The following is a 25,512-nucleotide window of genomic DNA, read 5'->3' as shown; positions in this document are numbered from 1 at the left end:
GCAGCTCAGGACGGTTTAGTGAGGCTCCTGATCGGGCGAGCGGGGTTACCCACCGCCACCACGTTGGCCGGCAGGTCACGCGTGACCACCGCACCGGCGCCGACCACCGTGTTCTCGCCGATGGTCACGCCGGCCAGCACGATCACGCCCCCGCCGAGCCAGACGTTGTCACTGATGGTGATCGGTTGGGCCGACTCCCACTTCGCTCGGCGTGCCTCCGGCTCCACCGGGTGGGTGGCGGTGAGCAGCTGCACGTTCGGTCCGATCTGGACGTCCGCGCCGATGGTGATGCGGGCGACGTCGAGGAAGACCGCGTTGAAGTTGACGAAGGTGCGCGGGCCGATGTGCGTCCGGTGTCCGTAGTCGCAGTACAGCGGTGGCCGGACCCAGGCGTCCTCGCCGAGCGAGCCGAGCAGTTCGCGCAGGGCGGCGAGGCGGCCCGGCGGGTCGTCGGCGGAGCTGCGGTTGAAGCGTTCGCCGAGCCGGGCCGCGCGCTCCAGGTCGGCGATGATCGCGGGGTCGTCGGCGATGTACTGCTCGCCGGCCAGCATCCGGTCCTTCATGGAGGTCATCGCTCGATCGTCCCGGCCGGGCCGGGACCGGGGTGGCGGTTCCGTCGGATCGGCGACTTCCCGTTGCATACCCGGTATGCAATTCTTATACCCGCGTCGATGTGTCTCTCATCGATGAAACGTCCGACGAAGGAGGAAGGTTGCTCCGGAACCGCAGAAAGCTGACGGCGCTCGGCCTCGGCCTGGCGCTGGCGCTCGGCCTGCCGGTGCCCGCGCTGGCCGCCGCGCCCACGGCGCCGACCGGCCCGTCCGCCCGAACCGGGCCGTCCGCCCAGCCCGGCGCCCACCCGGTCACCGTCACCCTGATCACCGGCGACCGGGTCAGCGTCGCCCCCGGCGGCCGTGCCGCGGTACGCCCCGGCGCCGGCCGCGCCGGCATCCAGTTCGTGGTCGGGCGGGAGCGCGACCGGCTCACCGTGCTGCCACAGGACGCGCTCCCGCTGATCCGCGCGGGCAAGCTCGACCGGCGGCTGTTCGACGTGACCGGGCTGATCGAGGCCGGCTACGACGACGCGCGCCGCGGCACCGTACCGCTGCTCGTGTCGTACCGGCCGGGGGTGGCCCGGCGGGCGGCGGCCCCGCTCGCCGGCGCCCGGGTGATCCGCGACCTGCCGGCGATCGACGGCGCGGCCGTCGTCGCCGACAAGGGCGACACCGCCGCGCTCTGGAAGGCGGTGAGCGCGGACCGCTCCGGCGCCCGGCTCGACGCGGCGGGGGGTGTCGACCGGATCTGGCTCGACGGCCGGCGGCGGGTGACGCTCGACCACAGCGTGCTGCAGATCGGCGCGCCGACCGCCTGGGCGGCCGGCTGGACCGGGAAGGGCGTGCGGGTCGCGGTGCTCGACACCGGCGTCGACCTCACCCACCCGGACCTGGCGGGCAAGGTCGCCGAGTCGCGCAACTTCACCGAGGAGGCGGACCCGGACGACATCGTCGGGCACGGCACGCACGTGGCCTCCACCATCGCCGGCAGCGGCGCCGCCTCGGGCGGGAAGTACCGGGGCGTGGCGCCGGACGCCACGCTGCTGTCCGGGAAGGTCTGCGAGGTCTACGGCTGCACCGAGTCGGCCATCCTGGCCGGCATGCAGTGGGCTGCGGCCGAGCAGCACGCCACGGTGGTCAACATGAGCCTCAGCGGCGGCGACTCGCCGGAGGTGGACCCGCTGGAGGAGGCGGTCGGGACGCTCACCGAGCAGCACGGGACGCTCTTCGTGATCGCGGCCGGCAACGACGGCGCCGACGGCTCGGTCGGCTCGCCGGCCACCGCCGACGCCGCGCTCGCGGTCGGCGCGGTGGACCGGGACGACGCGCTCGCCGACTTCTCCAGCCGCGGTCCCCGCGTCGGCGACGGGGCGATCAAGCCCGACATCACCGCGCCCGGCGTGGAGATCGTGGCCGCACGGGCCGCGAACGGCCAGATCGGCGACCCGGTGGGGGACCGGTACGCCTCGCTGTCCGGCACGTCGATGGCCACCCCGCACGTGGCCGGCGCGGTCGCGCTGCTCGCCCAGCAGCACCCCGGCTGGACGCCCGGCCGCTACAAGGCGACGCTGATGGCCTCGGCGAAGCCGCACCCGGAGCAGACCGCGTTCCAGCAGGGCGCGGGCCGGGTCGACCTCGCCCGTGCGATCACCCAGCAAGTGACGAGCGAACCGGCGTCCGTCTCGTTCGGCGTGGCGACCTGGCCGCACACCGACGACCAGCCGATCAGCCGGAACGTCACCTACCGCAACGGCGGGAACGCCCCGCTCACGCTGGATCTCAGCACCGAGTTCACCGGGCCGGGCGGGCGGGCCGCACCGGCCGGCATGCTCACGCTCAGCACCTCCCGGCTCACCGTCCCCGCGGGCGGCACCGCTCAGGTGACGGTCGTGGTGGACACCCGGCTCGGCGGCGCCGACGGCTACTGGACGGGCCGCCTGCTCGCCCGCGCCGGCGACGCCGTGGCGGTGACCCCGCTCGCGGTCGACCGCGAGGTGGAGAGCTACGACCTGACCGTCACGCACCGCGACCGCTCCGGCGCCCTGACCGACGGCTACTACACGAGCCTGCTCGGGCTCGACGACGGCAGCTACCGCGACGTGTACGACGCCGACGGCGAGGCCCGGCTCCGGGTGCCCAAGGGCCGGTACGGCGTGCAGAGCCTGATCTTCGTCGTGGGCGAGGAACGCTGGACGGAGGTCTCCACGCTGACCCAGCCGGAGCTGGTGGTGACCGGGAACCAGCGGCTTGCGCTGGACGCCCGGCGGGCGAAGCCGGTCCGTATGACGGTGCCGCAGCGCGGCGCCGCGCCACTGCTGATCGACGTCACGGCGGCCTGGGGATTCGGCGACTACTACGCCAGCTTCGGGCTCTGGACCGACACGTTCGACGGTCTTTACTCGGCCCAGTTCGGCCGTACCGTCTCCGACAAGGTCTTCGTCGGCTCGTTCGCCAGCCAGTGGGCCGAACCGACAGCGCCCGAGCGCAGCCCGTACTTCTACGGACTGAACGAGCTGTTCCCGGGCCGCTTCCCGACCGGCTTCGTCCGGCACTACCGGAACGCCGACCTGGCCACCGTCGCCAACCGGTTCGCCGCCGGATACACCGGGATGGACAACGAACTGGTCGTGTACCCGGAGCCCGACTACAACATGGGCGGCTCGGCGGTCATCCTGCCCGTCCAGGTGCCCGGCAAGCGGATCGACCACCTCAGCACCAACCGGACCCGCTGGAGCGCCGAACTGGCCTTCGGTGAGCGGGACGAGGACGGCTGGTTGCAGCCGCGGGCCGTGCTGGAGTCCGGGCCGACCCGTTACCGGGCCGGTCACACCTACCGCGACGAGTGGAACAAGGCCCCGTTCGGCCCGTCGTTCCCGCAGCCGCGGTGGCCGGAGCAGGGCATCACCCGTACCGGCGACACGCTCGTGGTGTCGCTGCCGGTGCACAGCGACGCGGCCGGGCACCCGGGCGGTTCGTTGAACGACACCGAGCAGACCCGGCTCTACCGCAACGGCAAGCTGCTCGCCGACTCGCCCTACCCGGGGTACGGCGAGTTCACGCTGCCGCCGGGAGCGGCGAACTACCGGTTGGAGACCAGTGCGACGCGCGGCTTCACCGACCTGAGCACCGAGGTCTCGGCGAGCTGGACGTTCCGCTCCAAGCGGGTTCCGGGTGACGTGCCGGCCCGGCTCCCCGCCATGGCGGTCCGGTTCACCCCGCCGCTGGCGGTGGACGGCTCCGCCCCGGCGGGCCGGACGTTCACCGTGCCGGTGACGGTGCAGCGCCAGCCCGGCGCGCCGTCCGGCCGGGTCGTGGCGCTCACCGTCGACGTCTCGTACGACGGCGGGAAGACCTGGCGCAAGGCGGCGCTGAAGAAGCAGGGCGGGGCGTGGACGGCCACCGTCCGGCACCCGGCCGGGCCGGGGTACGCGTCACTGCGGGCCACCGCCCGTGACGACGCCGGCAACACCGTGACCCAGCGGATCATCCAGGCGTACCGCCTGCGGTGAGCCGGCCGTCCGGGTCCGCGCGGTGAGCGCGGACCCGGACGGGGGTACGGCTCAGTCGTTGGCGTGCAGCGCGGCGTTGAGCGTGATGCCCTGGCCGGTGCGGGGCTTCGCCTCCAGCGCGCCGGTCACCGAGTTGCGCCAGAACAGCAGCCCGTCGACGCCGGACAGCTCGCGGGCCTTGACCACCCGGCCGTCCGGCAGCGTGACCTTGGAACCGGCGGTGACGTAGCAGCCGGCCTCCACCACGCAGTCGTCGCCGAGCGAGATGCCGATGCCCGCGTTCGCGCCGACCAGGCTGCGCTCGCCGATGCGCACCTTGTCGGTGCCGCCGCCGGAGAGCGTGCCCATGATCGAGGCGCCCGCGCCGACGTCGGAGCCGTCGCCGACCACCACGCCCTGCACGATGCGGCCCTCGACCATCGAGGTGCCCAGCGTGCCGGCGTTGAAGTTGCAGAAGCCCTCGTGCATCACGGTGGTGCCGGCGGCCAGGTGCGCGCCGAGCCGGACCCGGTCCGCGTCGGCGATCCGCACCCCCGACGGCACCACGTAGTCGGTCATCCGGGGGAACTTGTCCACCCCGTAGACGGCCAGGTGACGGCCGGCCGCCCGCTCGATGACGCGCAGCTCGTCCACCCGCTCCGGCGGGCACGGCCCGGCCGACGTCCAGGCCACGTTCGCCAGCTTGCCGAAGATGCCGTCGAGGTTCAGCTCGTTGGGCCGCACCAGGCGGTGGGAGAGCAGGTGCAACCGCAGGTACGCGTCGGCGGCGTCCTTGATCGGGTCGTCCAGCGAGCCGATCACAGTGGTCACCTCGACCGTGCGCAACCCGGGCAGCGCCCGCTCGCCGATCGCGCCCGGGGGCAGGTCGAGCACGTCGGCGCGGTCCTCGCCGGGCACCAGCGGCAGCTCGCCCAGACCCAGCTTGCCGGTCGGGTACCAGGTGTCGAGCACCTGGTCCTGTGCGGTGACGGTGGCCAGGCCGATGCCCCAGGCGGATGGTGCGGACGTCACTGTGTCACCTCTCTGCTCCGGCGGCGGCGTCCGCCGCTGCTCGCGGCCGGGGGCGCGGCACGTGTCCCTCGCGCCCACCGAGGATGACGGTACCGTGCGAGACATGCAGAACCCGTTGACCCCCGAGGTCCTGGCCGATCCGGTGGCGCTCACCCGCGCCCTGGTCGACATCGAGTCGGTGTCCCTCAACGAGAAGGCGATCGCCGACTGCGTCGAGGAGGTGCTGCGCGGTGTGCCGCACCTGACCACCTACCGGCACTCGAACACCGTCATGGCCCGTACCGACCTGGGCCGGGCGCAGCGCGTGGTGCTCGCCGGCCACCTGGACACCGTCCCGCTCAACGGCAACTTCCCCTCGACCATGCGCGGCGACCTGATGTACGGCTGCGGCACCTCCGACATGAAGTCCGGGGTCGCGTTCGCGCTGCACCTGGCGGTGACGCTGCCCGACCCGCGCTACGACGTCACGTACTTCTTCTACGAGGCCGAGGAGATCGAGTCGAAGTACAACGGCCTCACCCTCGTCGCGCAGAGCCACCCCGAGTGGCTGGAGGCCGACTTCGCGGTGCTGCTGGAGCCGACGTACGGGATCGTCGAGGCGGGGTGCCAGGGCACCATGCGGGCGGTGGTCACCACGCACGGGGAGCGGGCCCACGCGGCGCGTTCCTGGCACGGGGTGAACGCCATCCACGGCGCGAGCGAGGTGCTGCGGCGGCTGACCACGTACGAGGCCCGCCGGGTGACGATCGAGGGCTGCGACTACCGCGAGGGCCTCAACGCGGTGCGGATCACCGGCGGGGTGGCCGGCAACGTCATCCCGGACCGCTGCGATATCGAGATCAACTACCGGTACGCCCCGGACCGCGACCCGGCGGGCGCCGAGGCGCACCTGCGCGAGGTCTTCGCCGGCTTCGACCTGGAGGTCACCGACGCGGCGGCCGGTGCGCCGCCCGGACTGGAGAGCCCGGCGGCACAGGAGTTCCTGGCGGCGGTCGGCGCCGCGCCGATCGGCAAGCTGGGCTGGACGGACGTGGCGCGGTTCGCCGCCATGGGCATCCCGGCGCTGAACTTCGGCCCCGGCGACCCGAACCTGGCGCACCACAAGGACGAGCACGTCGAACTGACCAAGATCCGGGACGGCGCGGCGACGCTGCACCGCTGGCTGGCCCCGGCCTGACGCGCTGCGATCACGGGGCCCGCGCCCGCCTCGCGGGCCCCGTGATCGTCAGACGGTCGTCGTCAGGGGTGCTTCCGCCTCGCCGGTCTCGCCGGTCAGGTCGGACCGGTGGCTCTCCATCATCCGGGCGCGGCGGCGCTCGGCCACCACGTCACGGATCCGCCGCTGCATCTGACGGCGGATCCGGATCATCTCGCTGTTACTGATCAACGCTGGCTCCTCCCCCGAAGGCGCGTCGCCCGGGGTATACCGGGTATGTGAATAGTAAGACGTACGTGCGACCGAATTAGTTGCCCGGATCCCAAAGATTTCTCCGGCTCCCGGGCCTACGCGCCGGGCCGGAGCCGCTCTACTACGGTGACCCCATGGGCGAGAGCAGGGGAATGTCGGCCGGGGACGGCCAGCGGGAGGAGCGGAACCGGGGAGAACGCCACCGCGGCGCGGTTACTCTGCGCAATCGGGCGATTCCGACGAGTACGGCTGATCAGCGGCTGCTCGACTCCCGGGGCCGCAGCGACTGGAAGACCAAGGACGCCTGGCGCGCGCTGCGGATCCTCTCCGAGTTCGTCGAGGGGTTCGACACCCTCGCCGACCTGCCCCCGGCGGTGAGCGTCTTCGGCTCCGCCCGCAGCAAGCCGGACAGCCCGGAGTGCCGGATGGCCGAGGAACTGGGCGGCGCACTCGCCCGGGCCGGGTACGCGGTAATCACCGGCGGCGGTCCCGGCGTGATGGAGGCCGCCAACCGGGGCGCCGGTGAGGCCGGCGGCCTCTCCGTCGGGCTCGGCATCGAGCTGCCGTTCGAGCAGGGCCTCAACGACTGGGTCGACCTGGCCATCGACTTCCGCTACTTCTTCGCCCGCAAGACGATGTTCGTCAAGTACGCCCAGGCGTTCGTGGTGCTGCCCGGCGGTTTCGGCACCCTGGACGAGCTGTTCGAGGCGCTCACGCTGGTGCAGACCGGCAAGGTGACCCGCTTCCCGGTCGTGCTCATGGGCACCGACTACTGGCGCGGGCTGCTCGACTGGCTGCGCGGCACGATGGCCGCCGAGGGCAAGATCGGCCCGTCCGACCTCGACCTGATCCGCCTCACCGACGACGTCAACGAGGCGGTCCGGCACATCGTGGAGGCCGAGGCGGTGCTCTCCGCCGAGCAGGAGGCGGTCCGCGAGGAGGCGGTCGCCCGGGTGGCCGCCGACCAGCGCGCCGCCGCCGAGGCCGCCCCCGAGGGCCCGGCGGGACGGAGCTGACCCGTGGCCAACGTCTGTGTCTTCTGCGCGTCCTCCCGTACCCTCGACGCCCGCTGGCTGGCGCTCGCCACCGAGACCGGTGAGGAACTGGCCCGGCGCGGCCACACGCTGGTCAGCGGCGGCGGCTGCGTCGGGATGATGGGCGCCGTGGTGCAGGGCGCGCGGGCGGCCGGCGGTCGCACCGTCGGCGTCATCCCGCAGTCCCTGGTCGACCTGGAGGTCGCCGACCTGGACTCCGACGAGCTGCTGGTCACCGACAGCCTGGCCAGCCGCAAGACGCTGATGGACGAGAAGTCCGACGCGTTCGTCGCGCTGCCCGGTGGCCTCGGCACGCTCGACGAGCTGTTCGAGGTCTGGACCACCGCCACCCTGGCCCTGCACGCCAAGCCGATGGTGATCGTCGACGTGGACGGCTTCTACCGGCCGCTGCTCGACTGGATCCGCGGGCTCGGCGAGCAGCGGTTCCTCAAGCCGGCCGCGCTGGACCTGCTGATGGTCGCCGACAGCGTCCCCGCCGCCCTGGACCTGATCGACACCCGCCTGACCTGACCCCGCGCGCCCGGTCGGCCGCCCGTGCGTGATCGACACCAGTACGGGGAGCTGGTGGTGTCGGGGCCGGTGTGATGTGGCCGTTTCCCCGTGGTGGTGTTGATCTAGGAGTGTGATGCCGCCACCTCGCCGAAGTGGCGTGGACGCCGGGGGCCGGACGTGAGGGCGTAGCCCGGCAACGGTGCACGCCGCATGCGGGTGAGCTGGTGACGGGCGGGACGGCGGCCGGTTTCCGGGTGTCGTACCGGCGTGGTGGGATGTCGGTGATGCAGGCGTACCGGTTGGTGCGCCGGCCCGGCGGCGCGGGGGCGGGGGTCACCCACGACGCCGGGGCGGGGCAGGGGGTGGGTCGGCCCGGCGGGCCGGCCGAGGCGGAGCCGCGATCCGGGGGGTCAGCGGGCGATGCCGCGCACCCGCAGACCGCCACGCCACCCGGGAACGCCCTGCCGCACCCGGAGACCGCCGCGTCGCCCGGGAACGCCCTGCCGCAGACGGCGACCGGCGCGCCCGGCAGCGCCTCGTCGCCGAGCGCGGCCGGGCGGGGCACGAACATCGGGCGCTGGGCCGATCCGGTACAGGCCGAGGTGGTCGCGCACACCGACGGGCCGATGCTCGTCGTGGGCGGTCCCGGCACCGGCAAGACGACGACGCTCGTCGAGGCGGTCGCGGCCCGCGTGGCCGAGGGTGTCGACCCGGAGCGGATCCTCGTGCTCACCTTCGGCCGGCGCGGCGCCACCGAGCTGCGCCACCGGATCGAGGCGCGGATCGCCGGCGACGGACACCGGGTGGTGCGCGAGCCGCTGGTGCGCACGTTCCCGGCGTACGCCTTCGGTCTGCTGCGCCGCGCGGCGGCCGAACGCGGCGAGCCCTCGCCCCGGCTGCTCACCGGCCCGGAGCAGGATCTGATCATCCGCGAGCTGCTCGACGTGGTGGGGGAGGAACCCGGCGACGACCCGGTCGGCTGGCCGGAGGATCTGCGCCCGGCGCTGCGTACCCGGGCGTTCGCCCAGCAGCTCCGCGACCTGCTGATGCGTGCCGCGGAGCGCGGCGTCGGCCCGGTCGAACTGGCCCGGCTGGGCGAGAAGCTGGGCCGCGCCGACTGGCCGGCCGCCGCGCGCTTCCTGCGGGAGTACGTCGCCGTGCTCGCCCTGCGCGACGTGAGCAACCGGGGTTCGGTCGCGTACGACCCGGCGGAGCTGGTGCGCGCCGCCACCGGCATGCTGCTCGACGATCCCGAGCTGCTCGCCGCCGAGCGCCGTCGGCTGGCCCACGTGTACGTCGACGAGCTGGCCGACACCGACCCGGCCCAGCTCGACCTGCTCGCCGTGGTGGCCGGTGGCGGGCGGTCCCTGGTGGCGTTCGCCGACCCGGACTCGTCCACGTACGCGTTCCGCGGCGCCGACCCGGCGGGCGTCACCACGTTCCCGCACCGCTTCCGCACCGCCTCCGGTGCGCCGGCCGCGCAGGTCACGCTGACCACCTCGTACCGGGCCGGGCCGGAACTGCTCGCGGCCACCGCCCGGCTGGCCCGTCGGCTGCGCGGCCCGGCGGCGCACCGGCGGCTGCGCCCGCTTCCCGGCGCGCCCGCCGGATCGGTGGAGGTACGGACGTTCCGGTCCGCCACCAGCGAGTCGGCGTGGCTGGCGCACGCGCTGCGCGAGGCGCACCTGCTCGACGGCGTGCCCTGGTCCCGGATGGCGGTGCTGGTCCGCTCCACCGGCCGGCAACTGCCGTCGCTGCGGCGCGCGCTCCACACGGCCGGTGTGCCGACCGTCGTGCACGGCGAGGACCTGCCGCTGCACCTCCAGCCGGCGGTCGCACCGCTGCTGCTCCTGCTGCGCTGCGCGCTCGAACCCGACCGGCTGGACGAGGAGTCGGCGGTCGCGTTGCTGCACTCGCCGCTGGGCGGCGCCGACCCGCTGGCCGAACGGCGACTGCGCCAGGGCTTACGGGCGCTCGCGCTGGCCGGCGGCGACCGCCGTCCCTCCGGCGAGCTGCTGGTGGAGGCGCTGCGCGACCCGGCGGAACTGGCCGCCATCGAGCGTCGCTGGGCCGCGCCCGCGCAGGCCGTGGCGCACCTGCTCGCGACCGCCCGGGAGACGGCCGGCCGGCCCGGCGCCACGGCCGAGGACGTGCTCTGGGCGGTGTGGCGGGAGAGCGGGCTGGCCGAACGCTGGGCCGGTGCGATCACCCGGGGACGCGCGGCCACCGGCGAGCACGAGACCGCCCAGCGCTGGCGGGCCGAGGCCGCCGACCGTGACCTGGACGCCGTACTCGTCCTCTTCGACGCGGCGGCCCGATTCACCGACCGGCTGCCCGGCGCGCGTACCGAGGTGTTCCTCGACCACGTCCTCGGGCAGGAGCTTCCAGCCGACACGCTCGCCGCCGCCGCCGACCGGGGTGACGCGGTACGCCTGCTCACCGCGCACGCCGCCAAGGGCCTGGAGTGGGATCTGGTCGCGGTGGCCGGGGTGCAGGAGGGCGTCTGGCCGGACCTGCGCCTGCGCGGCAGCCTGCTCGGCTCGGAGCGGCTCGTCGACGTGCTCGCCGGTCGCGCCGACGGCGCCGGGCTGCGGGCCAGCCTGGTCGGGCAGACGTCGGCGCTGCTGGACGAGGAGCGGCGGCTGTTCCACGTGGCGATCAGCCGAGCCCGGCGGCGGCTGCTGGTCACCGCTGTCGCGTCCGCGGCGGTCGGCGGGGACGACCACGAGGAGCAGCCGAGCCGCTTCCTGCACGAGCTGGCCGCCGCCGACCCTCCCGCCACCGGCGGAACCGGCCCGGCTCCGACCGGCCCGAACCCGAACGGTCCGGCTCCGAACGGAAACAGCCCGACCGGCCCGGCTGACCGGGCTGGGAACGGCGCGAACGGTCCGAACCCACCCGGCCCGGAGCACGCCGCGCCGGACGGCCCGGCCCCGACCGGCTCCGGCCCGGCCGGGAACGGTCCGGCGGGCCAGGTCACACGCGGGCGAGCCGCGGACGGGCCGGTGCCGCACGGGGACGAGCATCCGCAGGACGGGCCGCCCGCGGCGCTCCCGGTCACCCTGCCGCCGCGTGGGCTCACCCTGTCCGCGCTGGTGGCGGAGCTGCGTACCGCCGTGACCGACCCGGCGACGCCGATCACCCGGCGGCACGCGGCGGCGGGTGAGCTGGCGCGGCTGGCTGCCGCCGGGGTGCCCGGCGCGCACCCGGACGACTGGTGGGGGTTGCGCGGCCTCTCCGACGACCGGCCGCTGGTCGACGAGGGCGAGCCGGTGCGGGTCACCCCGTCGGCCATGGAGAGCGCGTTGCGGTGCAGCCTGCGCTGGCTGCTCGAACGGCACGGCGGCAGCGCGCCGGCGAGCGCCGCGCAGGGCGTCGGCAACCTGGTGCACGCCGCGGCGATGCTGGCCGAGGACGCCAGCGTCGACCGGGAGGCGTTGCTGGAGTACGTGGCGGCCCGGTTCGACGCGATCGAGCTGGCCGCGCGGTGGATGGCCGGCCCGGAGCGGCAGCGCGCCGAGGCGATGGTGGACAAGCTGCTGCGCTGGCTGGCCGGCAACCCCCGCCGGCTGCTCGCGATCGAGCACGAGTTCGCGGTCCGCCTCGACGACCCGTCCCGCCCGATCCAGCTGACCGGCCGGGTCGACCGGCTGGAGGTCGACGACGAGGGGCGGCTCGTCGTGATCGACCTGAAGACCGGCAAGTCGACGGCGGTCACCGAGCGGGAGGTGGCCGAGCATCCGCAGCTCGGGGCGTACCAGGCGGCGGTGGAGGCGGGCGGGTTCGCCGAGTTCGGCGAGGAACCGGGCGGGGCCGCGCTGGTGCAGCTCGGCACCGGCGCGCGGGACGCCAAGGAGCAGACCCAGGCCGCGGCCGGGGAGGGCCCGGAGGCCGGGTGGGCCACCGCGCTGGTGCGCCGTACCGCCGACACGATGGCCGCGTCCACGTTCGCCGCGGTGGCGAACTCCAAGTGCCGGGTCTGCCCGGTACGCACCAGCTGTCCGGTGTCCGGCCAGGGCCGCCAGGTCGTCGAGCCGCCCCCGGAGGGCTCGTGAGCGCGAGGAGTGAGCCGGTGTTGCGAGCCCCGCAGTCGCGAACAAGGACCGAGCCGTGAGCGCGAGGAGTGAGCCGGTGTTGCGAGCCCCGCAGTCGCGAACAAGGACCGAGCCGTGAGCGCGAGGAGTGAGCCGGTTTTGCGAGCCCCGCAGTCGCGAACAAGGACCGAGCCGTGAGTGTTCAGCCGGCGCTGTTCGGCGCCTCCGCCACGCCCGCGCCGCGTACCGCCGACGCCGGGCCCCGCTACACGCCGGTCGAGCTGGCCCGGCTGCTGCGGCTGCCCGCGCCCACCCGGGAGCAGGCCGCGATCATCGCCGCGCCGGTGGAACCGCTGCTGGTGGTCGCGGGCGCCGGCTCGGGCAAGACCGAGACGATGGCCGCGCGGGTGATGTGGCTGGTCGCCAACTCCTACGTACGCCCCGAGCACATCCTCGGCCTCACCTTCACCCGTAAGGCGGCAGGCGAGCTGGCGCACCGGGTCCGGACCCGCCTCGACCAGCTCATCCGGCGGCTCGGCCGGCAGGGGCGGGATCCGCACGACGACCCGCTGGCGGGCGAGCCGACCGTGTCCACGTACCACTCGTACGCCGGGCGGATCGTCACCGAGCACGGGTTGCGCGCCGGATACGAGCCGACCACCCGGCTGCTCACCGAGGCGTCCCGCTGGCAGCTGGTCGACCTGCTGGTGCGCAACTACGACGGCGACATGTCCGAGGTGGACCGGATGCCGTCGACCATCACCGACGCCGTGCTGGCGCTCGCCGGTGAGCTGGACGAGCACCTGGTCGACCCGGACGAGCTGGCCGCCTGGACCGGCCGGTTCTTCGCCGACGTGCAGTCCCGGCCCGGCCGGGTCTACGCCGACGTGCGCAAGGCGCTCCAGCTCCAGCGGACCCGGCTGAAGCTGCTGCCGCTGGTGCGCGCGTACGCCCGGCGCAAGGACGACTTCGAGGCGATGGACTTCGCCGACCAGCTCGCCCGCGCGGCCCGGGTGGCCCGCGACCACCCCGGCGTGGGCGTGATCGAGCGGGACCGGTTCCGGGTGGTGCTGCTCGACGAGTACCAGGACACCAGCCACGCCCAGGTGGTGCTGCTCAACGCGCTGTTCGGCGGCGGCCACCCGGTCACCGCGGTGGGCGACCCGTGCCAGTCCATCTACGGCTGGCGCGGGGCCAGCGCCGGCACGCTCGACCGGTTCCCGGCCGAGTTCGCCCGCACCGACGGCAGCCCCGCCGACGTGCTCAGCCTGACCACGAGCTGGCGCAACCGGCCGGAGATCCTCGGCGTCGCCAACACGCTCTCGGTGCCGCTGCGGGCGGCCGGCGCGCGGGTGCCGGAACTGCACGCCGCGCTCAGCGTCCGCGACCCGATCCCGCACCGCACGCCGGGCGGGCAGGCGGGCGGCACCGTGCACTGCGCGCTGCTGGAGACGTACGCCGACGAGGCCGACTGGATCGCGGACAGCGTGCTGGCGGCCTGGCGGGGCGCGGCCGGGATGCCCGGCGCGCTGCCCGAGCACATCCCGGCCGACCGCCGCCCGACCACGGCGGTGCTGGTGCGGCTGCGCAGCCAGATCCCGGCGATCGAGGCGGCGATGCGCGCCCGCGGGCTGCCGGTCGACGTGGTCGGCCTGGGCGGGCTGCTGGACACCCCGGAGGTACGGGACGTGGTGTGCACGCTGCGCGTGCTCGCCGACCCGACCGACGGGGCGGCGCTGCTGCGGCTGCTCACCGGCGCGCGCTGGCGGATCGGCCCGCGTGACCTGGTCGCCCTGCACCGCCGCGCCCGCGCGATCGCCCGCAGCCGCCGGGAGCTGACCGGCGACGAGGGCCCGGAGATCACCGTGGACGCGCTGGACGAGGCGACGCTCGTCGAGGCGCTGGCCGATCCGGGGCCGGCGCAGGCGTACTCGGCCGAGGGCTACGCGCGGCTGCGCTCGTACGGGATGGAGCTGGCGCTGCTGCGCTACCGGCTGGACCAGTCGCTGCCGGAGCTGATCGCGGACATCGAGCGGACCATCGGGCTCGACGTCGAGGTGGCGGTCCGGGCCGGCCGGGACGGCGCGGGCGACGCCGGGCTGGCCCGCGCCCACCTGGACGCGCTCGGCGACGTGGCGGCCCGGTTCAGCGGCGAGACGCCCGGCGCGACGCTCGCCGGTTTCCTCGCCTACCTGGCCGCCGCGGAGGACGAGGAGCGCGGGCTGGCGCCCGGCGAGGTCGAGGTGGTGGCCGGCGCGGTGCAGGTGCTCACCGCGCACGCCGCGAAGGGCCTGGAGTGGGACGTGGTGGCGGTGGCCGGGATGACCCGGGGCGTCTGGCCGGGGCCGGTCCGCAACTCCGACCACTGGCTGGGCGGGCTGGGTGTGCTGCCGTTCCCGTTGCGCGGCGACGCGGACGGGCTGCCCGAGCTGGCCCTGCCGGAGGCGGAGGACCAGCGCGGGGTGGCGCGGGCGCTGACCGACTTCACCGACGCCTGGCGGGCGCACGACGAGCGGGAGGAACGCCGGCTGGCGTACGTGGCGGTGACCCGTCCCCGCCGGCTGCTGCTCTGCTCCGGCTACTGGTGGGGCGAGGGGACCAAACGGTTCCGCGGCCCGTCGGTGTTCCTGCGGGAGGTGCACGACGCCTGCCTGGCGGGTGCGGACGGGCACGTGGTGGACGCCTGGACGCCCGAGCCGGCCGGGGACGCGGTGAACCCGACCACCGAGACGGTGCTGCGGGCCGAGTGGCCGGCCGACCCGCTCGGCACCCGCCGGCCCGCGCTGACCGAGGCGGCGGCGCTGGTCCGCCGGTACCTGGCCGACCCGGAGACGGCCCGCCGCGAGGCGGCAGTGCTCGCCACCACCGCAGCGGCGGAGGACGCCGAGGTGGCCCGCTGGCGGCGCGAGGCCGATCTCCTGCTCGCCGAGCGGGCGGAGCTGGCCCGGCAGGCCGAGGCGGTCGAGGTCGAGCTGCCCGGCCAGCTCTCGGTGACCCAGCTCGTGGCGTTGCGCCGCGACCCGGAGGCGCTGGCCCGGACGCTGCGCCGCCCGATGCCGACCGAGCCGAACCCGTACGCCCGGCGCGGCACCGCGTTCCACGCCTGGCTGGAGCAGCGCTTCGGCGCCGACCGGCTGCTGGACGTGGACGAGCTGCCCGGCGCGGCGGACGAGGACGCGGCCCCGGACGAGGCGCTCGTCGAGTTGCAGGAGCGCTTCCTGGCCGGCGAGTGGGCCGACCGGGTGCCGGTGGAGGTGGAGGTGCCGTTCGCCACCGTCATCGCCGGGGTGGTGGTCAGGGGGCGGATGGACGCCGTGTTCGCCCGCCCGGGCGGGCGCTACGACGTGGTCGACTGGAAGACCGGGCGGCAGCCGGCCGGCCGGGAGGCCGACGCGGCGGCGGTGCAGCTGGCGGTCTACCGGCTGGCCTGGGCGGAGCTGGCCGGGGTGCCGGTGGACCGGGTCGGCGCCGCGTTCCACTACGTGCGGGACTCCGCGACGGTCCGCCCGGCCGACCTGCTCGACGCGGAGGGGCTGACCGCGTTGGTGGCCGCCGTGCCGGAAATCCCGGGGGATCTCCCGGAGCGCACGAATCCGTGATACGTTGACTGGGTTGCAGTTTTGGTTTCCAGAGACTCTGTGTGCGCCTGGCGGATTGTGGCCCCAGGCGCTCTTTGTTGTGTCCGGAGTTCTCCGGGCGGGGCGACCAGCAGCGACAGGCACGCCGCGTATTCCACGCGCGGGGTGCTCCTCTCCGGCCCGCAACACGTGCGGGCCGACCGTTCCGTCAAGGAGACGAAACACATGGCAATTGGCACCGTCAAGTGGTTCAACGCTGACAAGGGCTTCGGCTTCATCACCCCGGACGACGGTGGCGCCGACGTCTTCGCCCACTTCTCGGCGATCCAGACCTCCGGCTACCGGAGCCTGGACGAGAACCAGCGGGTCGAGTTCGAGGTGACCCAGGGCCAGAAGGGCCCGCAGGCGGAGAACATCCGCCCGCTCTGATCTTCGGATCAACCGGCACCACCACCGCGCCCTCTCGGGCGTGGTGCACGGGCCGGCCCGCCTCTGCCGGGCCGGCCCGTCCCTTCGGTTCGTGCTTGTGACCACCGGTGACGCCGGTGACGCGCCGCTTATCGGCGCCCTTCCTCGACACGTGCCGCCTCGAGGAAGGCTTTCCGCATGACCACGACCCTGCCCACGTTCGCCGCCACCGGCCTGGCTCCGGCGCTCGTCTCCGAGCTGGCCGCGCAGGGCATCTCCGCGCCGTTCCCGATCCAGGCGGCCACGATCCCGGATTCGCTGGCCGGCCGGGACGTGCTCGGCCGGGGCCGTACCGGCTCCGGCAAGACGCTCGCGTTCGGGCTGCCGCTGCTGCACCGTACGTCCGGACGCCGGGCCCGCCCGGGCCGCCCGCTCGCGCTGGTGCTCGTACCGACCCGTGAACTGGCCGCGCAGGTGACCGACGCGCTCGCCCCGTACGCCGCCACGCTCGGCCTGCGCTGCGCCACGGTGGTCGGCGGGCTCTCGCTGGGCCGCCAGGCGGCCGCGCTGCGTGCCGGCGCCGAGGTGCTGGTGGCCACGCCGGGCCGACTGCACGACCTGATCGACAGGGGGGACGCCCGGCTCGACCAGGTGGCCATCACCGTGCTGGACGAGGCCGACCAGATGGCCGACATGGGCTTCCTGCCGCAGGTGACGAAGCTGCTGGAGCAGGTCGCACCGGGCGGGCAGCGGATGCTGTTCTCGGCCACCCTGGACCGGGGCGTGGACCGGCTGGTCCGCCGGTTCCTGACCGACCCGGTGACGCACTCCGTCGACCCGGGCACCGCCACCGTCACCGCGATGACGCACCACGTGCTGCACCTGGAGGCGGAGGACAAGCCGGCCGCGCTGGCGCACATCGCCGCCCGCGAGGGCCGCACCATCGTCTTCATCGCCACCAAGCACCGCGCCGACCGGGTGGCCCGCCAGCTGCTCTCCAAGGGCGTACGCGCGGCGGCGCTGCACGGCGGCAAGTCGCAGCCGCAGCGCACCCGCATCCTGGAGCAGTTCCGCACCGGCCAGGTCACCGCGCTGGTGGCGACCGACGTGGCGGCCCGGGGCATCCACGTCGACGGGCTGGACCTGGTCGTCAACGCCGACCCGCCCACCGAGGCCAAGGACTACCTGCACCGGGGTGGCCGGACCGCGCGGGCCGGGGAGTCGGGCACCGTGGTCACGCTCGTCCTGCCGGACCAGCGCCGCGACGTCGCCCGGCTGATGAGCACCGCGGGCATCAACCCCAAGACCACGCGGGTACGCCCCGGCGACGGCGAGCTGACTCGGCTCACCGGCGCCCGGGAGCCGTCCGGCGTCCCGGTGACCATCACCGCGCCCGCCGCCGCGCACCCCGCCCCGGCGACCCGTCCCCGCCGGCGCCCGCGCCGCCGCTGACCGCAGCCCGCGTCCGACCGGCCTGAGTCGGGAATCAGCCGATGTTCGGTCGGCTGCCCGACTGTCCGACCGGAACCCGACGGCGATGCTGTCGGTCGGGGGACCGGTCGGGGGGTCGGCCGGACGCGGAGGGAGCGGTTCATGGCGGGGGACGCCGGCTCAGGCGGAGCACGGGAAGTGCTGCTGGTGCTCGCGGTGGCGGGCGCCGGACTGGCGCTCGCCGCGGTGGCCGCGTTCGGGCCGTGGCAACCGTCCGACTACGGCCCGCAGGACCGTGGTGCCGCCCGCAGCTTCACCCCGGGGATGAGCGCCCCGCACGTCCCGTAGCCGCCCCGGAAGGGGGCCAGCCAGGCCGCCGGCGCCGTGACCGGACGCGCGTCAGGGTGCCGTGGCCCGGTCGCTCAGCAGGTCGGCGAGCGTGGTCCGATCCACCACCAGGGCGATCGCGCCGTCCACCGCCAGCCACACGTCCCGCAGGCCGGTGGCCACGCCGTGGTAGCCGGCCCGGTCGGCGGGAATGCCCCGCACGCTCGTGATCGCGCCACCCACCGCGCGCAGCACGTCGCCCACACTGATCTCGTCCGGCGGGCGGGTCAGCGCGTACCCGCCCTCGGTGCCGCGATGGCTGTGCAGCAGTCCGGCCCGCCGCAGGTCGAGCAGGATCCCCTGGAGGAAGCTGAGCGGGATGTCCTGGCTCTCGGCCAGGCTCGCCGCCTTGACCAGTTCGCCGCCGCCGGCCGCCGGGTCGCCGGTGGTCCCGGCGACGTCGGCGACGGCGAGCATGGCCCGGAGCGCGTAGTCGGCGCGCGCGGAGATGTACACGACGTCAGTTGCCGGCCTGGTCCAGCACGCCCCAGCGGCGGCGGATCGCCTTGTCGGCGGCCCCGAACGCGGTGTCCACGAGCAGGCCCACCACCAGGATGACGATCATGATGGCCATCAGGCGTGGCGCCTCGCTCAGCTCGCGCGCGTACGTGAGCTGAGCGCCGATCGAGGTGCGGGTGGCGATGACCACCAGCAGCTCACCGGCCATCAGGCTGCGCCAGGCGAACGCCCAGCCCTGCTTGAGCCCGGCCACGATGGCGGGCAGCGCGGCCGGTGCGATCACGTACCGGTAGAGGTTGAGCCCGCGCGCGCCGAGGTTGCGGCCGGCGCGGACCAGCAGCGGCGGCACGTAGTCGACGCCGTGGATGACGCCGTTGGCGACCGACGGCGCGGCGCCGAGCACCACCACGAAGAAGATCGCCTGCTCGCTGAGCTGGAACAGCAGGATGGCCAGCGGGAACCAGGCGATCGACGGCATGGTCTGCAACGCGGTGATCATCGAGCCGAGCGCGGCCCGGAGCACCTTGACCCGGGCGACGCCCAGGCCGAGCAGCAAGCCGACGGCGACGGCCGCGGCGAACCCGACAGCCGCCCGCCGGGCGGTGGTGGCCAGGCCCTCCCAGAGCGCCGAGCTGAGCAGGTACTCCCCGAGGTCACCGAAGACCACTGCCGGGCCGGGCAGCGCCCACGGCTCCTTCCAGCCGGACCAGACCACCGCCTGCCAGATCGCCACGGCGAGCGCGAGCGCGGCGAACTTGGGCCAGGTGGCCGACCACAGGCGGCGTACCCGGGACGGGCCCTTCTCCCGGCCGGCGATCTCCAGCGCGTCGAGGCCGGAGATCTCCGCGTCGGCCCGTGCCGACGCGGACAGGGTGTTACTGGCCATGCCGGCCCACCTCCTTGCGCAGCCGGTCGGTGACCTCGGCGGCGATGGCCGAGACCTCCGGCGAGTCGATCCGCCGGGGGCGCGGCACGGCGACCTCGGTGGAGTAGATGATCCGGCCGGGCCGGCTGGAGAGCAGCACGATGCGGTCGGCGAGCCGGGCCGCCTCGCGGACGTTGTGCGTGACGAACAGGACGGTGAGCTTGCGCTCGGACCAGATCCGCTCCAGCTCGTCGTGCAGGATGTCGCGGGTCATCGCGTCCAGCGCGCCGAACGGCTCGTCCATCAGCAGCACCGGCGTCTCCAGCGCGAGCGTGCGGGCCAGCGCGACCCGCTGCCGCATGCCGCCGGAGAGCTGGTGCGGCCGCTTGCGGCCGAACTCGGACAGGTGGACCGTGCGCAGCAGTTCGGCCACCCGCTCCTTGCGCTGGTCGCGGGGCAGCCCGCGCAGCTTCAGCGGCACCTCGACGTTGCCCTCGACGGTCAGCCACGGGAACAGCGCCGGCTCCTGGAACATGAGTCCCGGGTTGACGCCCTCGCCCAGCTCGATCGCGCCGCCGCTGGCCCGGTCGAGCCCGGCGACCAGGTTGAGCAGCGTGCTCTTGCCGCAGCCGGACGCGCCGACCATGCAGACGAACTCGCCCGGAGCGACGTCCAGCGACAGCCCGTCCAGCGCCAGGACCGCCTGCTCGCCCTGGCCGTACACCTTGGTCACGCCGCGCAGCGCGACCGAGCCGGTCGCGCTGCGCGGGGTCGTGCTGGTCGACGTCACGGCTGGCTGACCTCGGCCTTGCCCTGCGCCTTGAGCACCTCGTTGAGGTACTTCAGGTCGTAGAGGCCGTTCAGGTCGACCGGCTGGGTGAGCCCGACCGCGACCGCGTGGTCCAGGCCGGTCTTCAGCGACGACGGGATCGGGTCGTTGGTGAACTCCAGCGTCGGCCAGGCCTGCTTGATCAGCTTGAGGTCCAGCGGCTTGCCGGTGATCTTGCCGATGTGGTCGGAGATGGCCTGCTGCGCCTCGTCCGGCTTGGTGTTGACGAACTCGTTCGCCGCGACCTGGCCCTCGACCAGCTTCTTCACCACGTCCGGGTGCGCCTTGAGGAACTTGGTGCTGACCAGCAGGTTGGTGATGACGAACTTCTTGTCCGGCCAGAGGTCGCGCTCGTCGACGAGCACCTTGCCGCCGGCGTTGATCAGCCGGGAGACGAAGGGCTCGGGCACCCAGGCGCCGTCGATGGCGCCGCTGCCGAACGTCTCGATCGTCTGCGCGTTCTCCTGCGGCACGATCTTGACGTCGCCGCCGCCCTCCTTGGTGGTCTCCAGGCCCTTCTCCTTGAGCCAGAAGCGCAGCGCCACGTCCTGGGTGTTGCCGAGCTGCGGGGTGGCGATCTTCTTGCCGCGCAGCTGCTCCACCGAGGTGATGCCGGGCTTGACCACGAGCGCGACGCCGCCGGACGCTGCGCCGGAGACGACCCGGACCGCCTCGCCCTTGGACTTGGAGAAGGCGTTCACGGTCGGGTTCGGGCCGATGTACGTGGCGTCGAGCGCGCCGGAGAAGACGGCCTCGATGGCGGCCGGGCCGGCGTTGAACGTCTTGGTGTCCAGCTCGACGTCGCTGCCGAGCTTCTCCTTGAAGATCCCCTTCTCCACGCCGACCACGGCTGGGGCGTGCGTGATGTTGGGGAAGTAGCCCAGGCGCAGCGTCACCGGGCCGGACGCGGCGCCGGCGTCGCTGTCGTCGCCGCAGGCGGCGGTGGTGCCGAGCGTGGCCGCGCCGACAGCGGCCAGGGCCGCGAGGGTGGCCAGGCGGCGCAGGGGAAGCCCTCTCATCGAATGTCCAATCCGCAGTATTCCTATTTAGTTGGTAGGAAGAGTGGGCCAGCGGCCCGGCGGCGTCAAGCCCCGTCTCAGGGGCCGCGCCCCGCGACCTGGGATTTCCCGATAATTCCCACCTGTTCGGTGGAGAAGGCGTGGCCGGTCGGCCAGCCGCCGGGACCGCCGTCCGGTGGGCCGCGGCACACCGGCGGTAGAGCCGGTACCGAGGCGCTAATGTCGATCTCGTGCCGACGCGGAGAGCGAAGATCCCAGCGACGAAGTACCCGGTCGAACGGTTCACCCTCGACAACGGCCTGCGTGTGGTGCTCACGCCGGACCGCAGCGCCCCGGTCATCGGGGTGGCTGTGGTCTACGACGTCGGCATCCGCTCCGAGCCCGAGGGACGCACCGGGTTCGCCCACCTCTTCGAGCACCTGATGTTCCAGGGCTCGGAGAACCTGGAGAAGCTGGCCCACTTCCGGCACGTCCAGGGCGCGGGCGGGACGTTCAACGGCTCCACCCACCTGGACTACACCGACTACTTCGAGACGCTCCCCGCCAACGCGCTGGAACGCGCGCTGTTCCTGGAGGCCGACCGGATGCGCGGCCCCCGGCTGACCGAGGAGAACCTGCGCAACCAGGTCGACGTGGTCAAGGAGGAGATCCGGGTCAACGTGCTGAACCGGCCGTACGGTGGGTTCCCCTGGCTGACGCTGCCCCCGGTGATGTTCGACACCTTCCCCAACGCGCACGACGGCTACGGCTCCTTCGTCGACCTGGAGTCGGCCACCGTGGCCGACGCCGCCGACTTCTTCCGCCGCTACTACGCCAGCGGCAACGCGGTGCTCGCGGTGAGCGGCGACATCGACGTGGCCGAGGCGACCACGCTCATCGAGCGGCACTTCGGGGACGTGCCGGCCCGGCCCGCCCCGCAGCGGCCCGACTTCGCCGAGCCCGACCTGACCGCCGAGCGGCGCAACACGTACACCGACGCGCTGGCCCCGCTCCCGGCGGTGGCCGGCGCCTGGCGGGTGCCCGACCCGGTCAGCGACTTCGCCGGTTACCTGCCGTACGTGGTGCTGGCCGAGGTGCTCACCGACGGCGACGCCTCCCGGCTGGTCGAGCGGCTGGTGCAGCGCGACCGGTCGGTCACCAGCCTCGGCGGGTACCTCGGCTTCATGGGCGACCCGTTCGACGTCCGCGACCCCACCGCGCTGCTGCTCCAGGCGCACCTGCCGCCCGGCGGCGACGTGGACAAGGTGCTGCGCACCATCGACGAGGAACTGGACCGGCTGGCGACCGACGGGCTGACCGAGGGTGAGCTGGCGCGTACCCAGGCCCGGATGGCCACCCACCTGCTGCGCGACACGGACGCGGTGCTCGGCCGCGCCTTGCGGATGGCGGTGCTGGAACAGCAGCGGGGTGAACCCGGCCTGCTCAACGACCTGCCCCGGCTCGTCGGCGAGGTCACCGAGGAGCAGGTCCGCGCCGCCGCCGCCACCCTGCGGCCCGAGCGCCGCGCATCAGTCGAGGTCGTCGCCGGAGGAGCCCGATGACTGCCACCGCCACCACCGCTGCCACCACCGTCCGACCGCTGCCGGCGCTGCGCCCGAACCGCCGCCTGAAGGTGCCCAAGCAGGCCGAGCGCACGCTCGGCAACGGCCTCACCGTGATCGCGGTACGCCGCTCCTCCGTACCGCTCGTCGAGCTGCGACTGTGGATGCCGTTCGGGCGCACCCACCTGGCCCGCGGCGGGATGCTGGCGCAGACCATGCTCTCCGGCACCGAGGCGCACAGCGCCACCGAGCTGGCGGCCGAGTTGCAGAAGGTCGGCGGCGGACTGACCGCCGGTCTCGACCCGGACCGGCTGATGCTCTCCGGCGCGGGCCTGGTCACCGGCCTGGACCGGATGCTGGAGCTGCTCGCCGAGGTGCTCACCGGGGCCACCTACCCGGCCGACTGGGTGGAGACCGAGCGGGACCGCCTGGTCGACCGCATCCAGGTCGCCCAGAGCCAGCCGTCGCACCTGGCCCGCACCGCGCTGCTCAAGCGGGTGTACGGCCGGCACCCGTACGCGGTGCAGACGCCCGACCCGGACCAGGTCCGGGCGGTCCGCCCGGCCGCGTTGCGCCGGCTGCACGCCGAGCGGGTGCACCCGGCCGGCGCGGTGCTGGTGCTCGTCGGCGACGTGGCGCCGGAGCGGGCGCTGGACGCGGCCGAGCAGGCGCTGGCCGGGTGGCGCGGTGACGGCCACGTCGCCGAGCTGCCCCCCGCGCCGCCGCTGGAACCCGGTCCGCTGCTGCTGGTCGACCGGCCCGGCTCGGTGCAGTCCTCGGTACGCCTCGCGCTCCCCGCGGTGCCGCGTACCCACCCGGACCACGCCGCGCTGCAGCTCGCCAACCTGATCTTCGGCGGCTACTTCTCCTCCCGCTGGGTGGAGAACATCCGCGAGGACAAGGGCTACACGTACGGGCCGCACTCGCTCGTCGAGCACTCGGTGGCCGGTTCGCTGCTCGTCGCCGGCGCCGAGGTGGCCACCGAGGTCACCGCGGCGGCGCTGGTGGAGACGAACTACGAGCTGGGCCGCCTGGCGACTGTGCCGCCGAAGGCCGACGAACTGGAGCAGGCCCGCCAGTACGCGCTCGGCACGCTCCAGCTCGGCATGTCCACCCAGGCCGGCCTCGCGTCGCTGACCAGCGCGTACGCCGGCAACGGGCTGCGGCTGGACTTCCTCGCCGAGCACGCCGCCCGGCTGGCCGCCGCGACCGTGGACGACGTGGCCGAGGTGGCCGCCCGCTACCTGGCCCCGGCCCGCGCGGTCACCGTCGTGCTCGGCGACGCCGAGCGGGTGGCCGACTCGCTCGCCGCGCTGACACCGGTGCGTACGGAATCCGCATGAGCGGCGAATCCGCCCCGCCGCTGGCCCGGTCGACGCTCGACCGGGCCGCGCACCGGCGTACCGATCCGGGCTGGCTGACCGAGGCGTGGGAACGGGCCCGGGTGCTGGTGCTGGACTCCACCGCCGAGGGGCGGGCGCTGGTCCGGGGCGCGTCCACCCCGCCGGAGCTGGTCCTGGTCGGCCCCGGCGAGCTGCCCGAGGTGCCCCGGTCGGTGCCGATGTTCCTCGGCGTCGAGCCGGACGGCGTACCCGTGTTCGCGGTGGACGGGCCGCTGCCGGCACTGCCGGACACCCGTCCGGCCCACCTGCGCGAGGTCGGCCACCTGATGACCGACCGGGACGCGGGCCTGTTCACCACCGCGCTGGCGCTGCTCAACTGGCACCTGCGGCACGGCTACTCGTCGACCACCGGCAAGGCGACGAGCGCCGACGAGGCCGGCTGGTCGCGGATCGATCCGGACGGCGACCGGGTCTGGCCGCGTACCGACCCGGCCATGATCGTGCTGGTGCACGACGGGGTGGACGGCCCGGACGGCCGCTGTCTGCTCGGCAACAACGCGGCCTGGCCGCGCACCCCGGGACAGCGCCGCTACTCCTGCCTGGCCGGATACGTCGAGCCCGGCGAGTCGGCCGAGGCCGCCGTGCTGCGCGAGGTCCGCGAGGAGGTGGGCGTCCCGGTCGAGGAGATCGCGTACGTGGGCAGCCAGTCCTGGCCGTTCCCCGGCTCGCTGATGCTCGGCTTCCTGGCCCGCGCCGACGCGGACGCGCCGATCCGGGTCGACCTGGCCGAGATCGCGCACGCGCGCTGGTTCACCCGCCGGGAGATCGGCGCGGCGCTCGCGGACGAGCCGGTGCCGGTGGGCGGGGGAGACCGGCTGGTCCTGCCGCCGCCGTCCTCGATCGCGTTGTTCCTGGTGCACCGCTGGCTCGACGGCCACTGCTGACCCGCCCGACCCCGTCGGGTCGGCGGGTTCCGGCTGGGGTCGCGCCAGTTCGGGGAAGTGGTGTGGTCGAGGGCGGTGGAATGCAGCCACCTCCCCGAGCTGGCGAAGCCGCCCGGCCCGGGCCGGGCGGACACAGGCCGGGAGGACGCGGCCCCGACCCGGACCATCGTTGCCGCGACGGTCGCGGGCCGGGAACACGTGCCGTCGGGGCCGGGTGAGGCAGGAAAGCGGCGGGGGAGGCCGGTCCGGCCACGACGGACGTCAGCGTCCGGTCATCCACCGTCCCAGCGGTACGGGTGCCCGGGGGCGGGTTCCTCGATCGGCAGCACCTTGACCCGGTGCCGGCCCGCGCGCACGGCGCCGACCGCGGACAGCGCGCGGGCGAGCAGGAGTGCGGCGTCCCGGTCCTCGGCGTGGACGACCTGGCGGCGGGGTTCCGGCGTGCTCGTCTCGTCCCGCAGGCGACCCCCGCCCGCCCAGGCGGCGGCGATGTCGGCGTCGGCGACGGAACGGATCTCGGTGCGGACGATCAGGAACCGCATGGTGTCCCCCGGACAATCGGCGGTTACACGCTGGAACTTCCACGTCACTCCCGCGTCATGTTACGCCGATGTGTCCGCCCGGCAAGGGGAACTCGCCAGCTCG

Annotated in this window: 20 protein-coding genes; 12 read left to right on the top strand and 8 right to left on the bottom strand. The window is 74.4% G+C overall.

Features of this window, described 5'->3' with window-relative positions:
* Positions 1 to 5: 5 nt before the first annotated feature.
* Positions 6 to 572: a sugar O-acetyltransferase gene (locus ACN27D_RS08975; protein WP_358176407.1), complete on the bottom strand. Its 567-nt coding sequence runs from the start codon at positions 570 to 572 to the stop codon at positions 6 to 8.
* 140 nt (positions 573 to 712) lie between these two features.
* Between ACN27D_RS08975 and ACN27D_RS08970 the strand changes: the two genes are divergently transcribed.
* Complete coding sequence (locus ACN27D_RS08970; RefSeq protein ID WP_421498897.1) at positions 713 to 4,063, top strand: S8 family serine peptidase; 3,351 nt, start codon at positions 713 to 715, stop codon at positions 4,061 to 4,063.
* A gap of 51 nt (positions 4,064 to 4,114) precedes the next feature.
* On the opposite strand, the gene dapD is transcribed toward ACN27D_RS08970, so the two are convergent.
* Positions 4,115 to 5,074, bottom strand: coding sequence for a 2,3,4,5-tetrahydropyridine-2,6-dicarboxylate N-succinyltransferase (gene dapD, locus ACN27D_RS08965; protein WP_120573234.1), 960 nt, complete (start codon positions 5,072 to 5,074; stop codon positions 4,115 to 4,117).
* 103 nt (positions 5,075 to 5,177) lie between these two features.
* On the opposite strand from dapD, the gene dapE reads away from it, so the two are divergent.
* Positions 5,178 to 6,251 carry a succinyl-diaminopimelate desuccinylase gene (gene dapE / locus ACN27D_RS08960; protein ID WP_421498896.1) on the top strand — a complete coding sequence of 358 codons (1,074 nt, stop codon included), beginning with the start codon at positions 5,178 to 5,180 and terminating at the stop codon, positions 6,249 to 6,251.
* A 48-nt stretch (positions 6,252 to 6,299) separates the two neighbouring features.
* Here dapE and ACN27D_RS08955 read toward each other — a convergent pair whose 3' ends face one another.
* A complete protein-coding gene (locus ACN27D_RS08955) occupies positions 6,300 to 6,461 on the bottom strand; it encodes a hypothetical protein (RefSeq protein ID WP_162959305.1) in 162 nt (53 codons plus the stop codon).
* Between the two features lie 173 nt (positions 6,462 to 6,634).
* Between ACN27D_RS08955 and ACN27D_RS08950 the strand changes: the two genes are divergently transcribed.
* The 7 genes from ACN27D_RS08950 (at position 6,635) to ACN27D_RS08920 (ending at position 17,828) form a co-directional block, all read left to right on the top strand.
* Positions 6,635 to 7,498: a TIGR00730 family Rossman fold protein gene (locus ACN27D_RS08950; protein ID WP_393380242.1), complete on the top strand. Its 864-nt coding sequence runs from the start codon at positions 6,635 to 6,637 to the stop codon at positions 7,496 to 7,498.
* A 3-nt stretch (positions 7,499 to 7,501) separates the two neighbouring features.
* A complete protein-coding gene (locus tag ACN27D_RS08945; RefSeq protein ID WP_120573237.1) occupies positions 7,502 to 8,047 on the top strand; it encodes a TIGR00730 family Rossman fold protein in 546 nt (181 codons plus the stop codon).
* Positions 8,048 to 8,313: 266 nt separating this feature from the next.
* Positions 8,314 to 12,084, top strand: a complete 3,771-nt coding sequence (locus tag ACN27D_RS08940; protein ID WP_421501123.1) for an ATP-dependent helicase — start codon at positions 8,314 to 8,316, stop codon at positions 12,082 to 12,084.
* Between the two features lie 173 nt (positions 12,085 to 12,257).
* A complete protein-coding gene (locus tag ACN27D_RS08935) occupies positions 12,258 to 15,662 on the top strand; it encodes an ATP-dependent helicase (protein WP_421498895.1) in 3,405 nt (1,134 codons plus the stop codon).
* Positions 15,663 to 15,866: 204 nt separating this feature from the next.
* A complete protein-coding gene (gene cspE / locus ACN27D_RS08930) occupies positions 15,867 to 16,070 on the top strand; it encodes a transcription antiterminator/RNA stability regulator CspE (protein ID WP_013288421.1) in 204 nt (67 codons plus the stop codon).
* A 177-nt stretch (positions 16,071 to 16,247) separates the two neighbouring features.
* Positions 16,248 to 17,501, top strand: a complete 1,254-nt coding sequence (locus tag ACN27D_RS08925; RefSeq protein ID WP_421498894.1) for a DEAD/DEAH box helicase — start codon at positions 16,248 to 16,250, stop codon at positions 17,499 to 17,501.
* A gap of 141 nt (positions 17,502 to 17,642) precedes the next feature.
* Positions 17,643 to 17,828, top strand: a complete 186-nt coding sequence (locus tag ACN27D_RS08920; RefSeq protein WP_421498893.1) for a hypothetical protein — start codon at positions 17,643 to 17,645, stop codon at positions 17,826 to 17,828.
* A gap of 51 nt (positions 17,829 to 17,879) precedes the next feature.
* Here ACN27D_RS08920 and ACN27D_RS08915 read toward each other — a convergent pair whose 3' ends face one another.
* From ACN27D_RS08915 to ACN27D_RS08900, 4 genes are read right to left on the bottom strand one after another with little or no spacing between them, the layout of a single operon-like run.
* On the bottom strand, positions 17,880 to 18,323 hold the full coding sequence (locus ACN27D_RS08915) for an RrF2 family transcriptional regulator (protein WP_120573241.1): 444 nt from the start codon (positions 18,321 to 18,323) through the stop codon (positions 17,880 to 17,882).
* Between the two features lie 4 nt (positions 18,324 to 18,327).
* Positions 18,328 to 19,212 (bottom strand): ABC transporter permease, encoded by an 885-nt coding sequence (locus tag ACN27D_RS08910; protein WP_421498892.1) that lies wholly within the window; start codon positions 19,210 to 19,212, stop codon positions 18,328 to 18,330.
* Positions 19,202 to 19,981 carry an ABC transporter ATP-binding protein gene (locus ACN27D_RS08905; protein ID WP_121686380.1) on the bottom strand — a complete coding sequence of 260 codons (780 nt, stop codon included), beginning with the start codon at positions 19,979 to 19,981 and terminating at the stop codon, positions 19,202 to 19,204. The genes ACN27D_RS08910 and ACN27D_RS08905 overlap by 11 nt, the downstream gene beginning before the upstream one ends.
* Complete coding sequence (locus tag ACN27D_RS08900; protein ID WP_252452988.1) at positions 19,978 to 21,039, bottom strand: ABC transporter substrate-binding protein; 1,062 nt, start codon at positions 21,037 to 21,039, stop codon at positions 19,978 to 19,980. Before ACN27D_RS08900 ends, ACN27D_RS08905 begins: the two co-directional genes overlap by 4 nt.
* A gap of 230 nt (positions 21,040 to 21,269) precedes the next feature.
* Here ACN27D_RS08900 and ACN27D_RS08895 point away from each other — a divergent pair, with 230 nt between their 5' ends.
* From ACN27D_RS08895 to nudC, 3 genes are read left to right on the top strand one after another with little or no spacing between them, the layout of a single operon-like run.
* The gene (locus tag ACN27D_RS08895; protein ID WP_121686382.1) at positions 21,270 to 22,580 is read left to right on the top strand and encodes a M16 family metallopeptidase; all 1,311 of its coding nucleotides are present in this window, start codon (positions 21,270 to 21,272) and stop codon (positions 22,578 to 22,580) included.
* Positions 22,577 to 23,923, top strand: coding sequence for a M16 family metallopeptidase (locus ACN27D_RS08890; protein ID WP_121686383.1), 1,347 nt, complete (start codon positions 22,577 to 22,579; stop codon positions 23,921 to 23,923). The genes ACN27D_RS08895 and ACN27D_RS08890 overlap by 4 nt, the downstream gene beginning before the upstream one ends.
* Positions 23,920 to 24,867 (top strand): NAD(+) diphosphatase, encoded by a 948-nt coding sequence (gene nudC / locus ACN27D_RS08885; protein WP_121686384.1) that lies wholly within the window; start codon positions 23,920 to 23,922, stop codon positions 24,865 to 24,867. Before ACN27D_RS08890 ends, nudC begins: the two co-directional genes overlap by 4 nt.
* A 272-nt stretch (positions 24,868 to 25,139) precedes the next feature.
* On the opposite strand, the gene ACN27D_RS08880 is transcribed toward nudC, so the two are convergent.
* Positions 25,140 to 25,409, bottom strand: coding sequence for a hypothetical protein (locus ACN27D_RS08880; protein ID WP_120573248.1), 270 nt, complete (start codon positions 25,407 to 25,409; stop codon positions 25,140 to 25,142).
* Between the last annotated feature and the right edge of the window lie 103 nt (positions 25,410 to 25,512).

This window comes from Micromonospora sp. WMMD1274 (genome assembly GCF_049179035.1).
GTDB lineage: Bacteria > Actinomycetota > Actinomycetes > Mycobacteriales > Micromonosporaceae > Micromonospora > Micromonospora tulbaghiae.
Note: the sequence above shows the minus strand (reverse complement) of the source record. Positions and strands in the feature narration are given on the sequence as shown.

Coding starts and splice junctions, on each gene's coding strand:
- ACN27D_RS08975 (WP_358176407.1), bottom strand. CDS start 572: ATGACCTCCATGAAGGACCGGATGCTGGCCGGCGAGCAGTACATCGCC.
- dapE (WP_421498896.1), top strand. CDS start 5,178: ATGCAGAACCCGTTGACCCCCGAGGTCCTGGCCGATCCGGTGGCGCTC.
- ACN27D_RS08950 (WP_393380242.1), top strand. CDS start 6,635: ATGTCGGCCGGGGACGGCCAGCGGGAGGAGCGGAACCGGGGAGAACGC.
- ACN27D_RS08940 (WP_421501123.1), top strand. CDS start 8,314: ATGCAGGCGTACCGGTTGGTGCGCCGGCCCGGCGGCGCGGGGGCGGGG.
- cspE (WP_013288421.1), top strand. CDS start 15,867: ATGGCAATTGGCACCGTCAAGTGGTTCAACGCTGACAAGGGCTTCGGC.
- ACN27D_RS08925 (WP_421498894.1), top strand. CDS start 16,248: ATGACCACGACCCTGCCCACGTTCGCCGCCACCGGCCTGGCTCCGGCG.
- ACN27D_RS08920 (WP_421498893.1), top strand. CDS start 17,643: ATGGCGGGGGACGCCGGCTCAGGCGGAGCACGGGAAGTGCTGCTGGTG.
- ACN27D_RS08910 (WP_421498892.1), bottom strand. CDS start 19,212: ATGGCCAGTAACACCCTGTCCGCGTCGGCACGGGCCGACGCGGAGATC.
- ACN27D_RS08900 (WP_252452988.1), bottom strand. CDS start 21,039: ATGAGAGGGCTTCCCCTGCGCCGCCTGGCCACCCTCGCGGCCCTGGCC.
- ACN27D_RS08890 (WP_121686383.1), top strand. CDS start 22,577: ATGACTGCCACCGCCACCACCGCTGCCACCACCGTCCGACCGCTGCCG.
- nudC (WP_121686384.1), top strand. CDS start 23,920: ATGAGCGGCGAATCCGCCCCGCCGCTGGCCCGGTCGACGCTCGACCGG.
- ACN27D_RS08880 (WP_120573248.1), bottom strand. CDS start 25,409: ATGCGGTTCCTGATCGTCCGCACCGAGATCCGTTCCGTCGCCGACGCC.